Annotated in this window: 1 pseudogene; it reads right to left on the bottom strand. The window is 57.6% G+C overall.

Annotated features, from left to right (window positions below):
• Nucleotides 1–945, bottom strand: a pseudogene (locus P0D80_RS50560) (transposase); the annotation flags it as partial.

Raw genomic sequence — 945 nt, 5'->3', positions numbered from 1 at the left:
CGGTATTCGATCGGGTTGAGGGAGCCGAGCGAGACCTTGATCCGCCTTCCTTTGTACCGGCGGATTACGGGTCAAAGACTTCGATGAATGATCAACGGTCGTGGCCCGCCAATCACGAGGACAGGATAACTCTGTTTTGAGGTGCCCGAAGAAACCTTCGCAGGCTGCATTATCTGGCGAACATCCTGTGCGCGACATAGCGCATCCCGAATTCGTGAAAGCCATCCTCGCCAGCGATAGTGTTGACGAGTTCGGCATCCGGCCGCGTGCCGATCGACCAGCTCACAACGAGACCGTCGAAGCACTCGATCACCGGCGACAGATACACCTTGCCGGCCGGGATCCGGAATTCGGTAATGTCGGTGAGCATCTCTGATGCGGAGCGGCGGCACAGAAGTCGCGATCGATGATGTTCTGCGGTGCAAGGCTTATTCCTCCGCGATACGAGCGGTAGCGCCGTCGCCTGGTCGTGGCAGCGGCCAGACCTTTCTGTGGCATTAAACATCGCACTACTTGCTCCGACATGAAAATCTGCTGCCTGCCCACTGCCGCGCGGATTCGACGATATCCGTATCAACGGTGATTGAGTTTGAAGAGGCCGCGACGACGCGACGCGGGCCAGCATGCCTGTCAGCAATCAACAGACGTGCACGGTGATAGAAGTAGGAGTTGTGCGGGCAAGCCTCAGGGCAGCTAACAGCCGTGGCAACACATAGGTCTGTTTCAGGGCATCAACCGGCATCGTCTTCTCAGGGTTGTCCAGGGGTTGCGGGTGGTCCCTACCGAACAACTGGTTCTTCCAGTTATACAGCGTCGGCCTACTGACGCCCGCTTTCTCAGTGACTAACACGGGCGCTTCGCTCTCTGGTGCACAACTCGATGACTGCCGCCTGCTTCACTTTTTGTAACTTTGGAACGCTACCAACCGCTCTGCCGACGATTCGC

The organism is Paraburkholderia sp. RL17-373-BIF-A (assembly GCF_046030175.1).
GTDB lineage: Bacteria > Pseudomonadota > Gammaproteobacteria > Burkholderiales > Burkholderiaceae > Paraburkholderia.
Note: the sequence above shows the minus strand (reverse complement) of the source record. Positions and strands in the feature narration are given on the sequence as shown.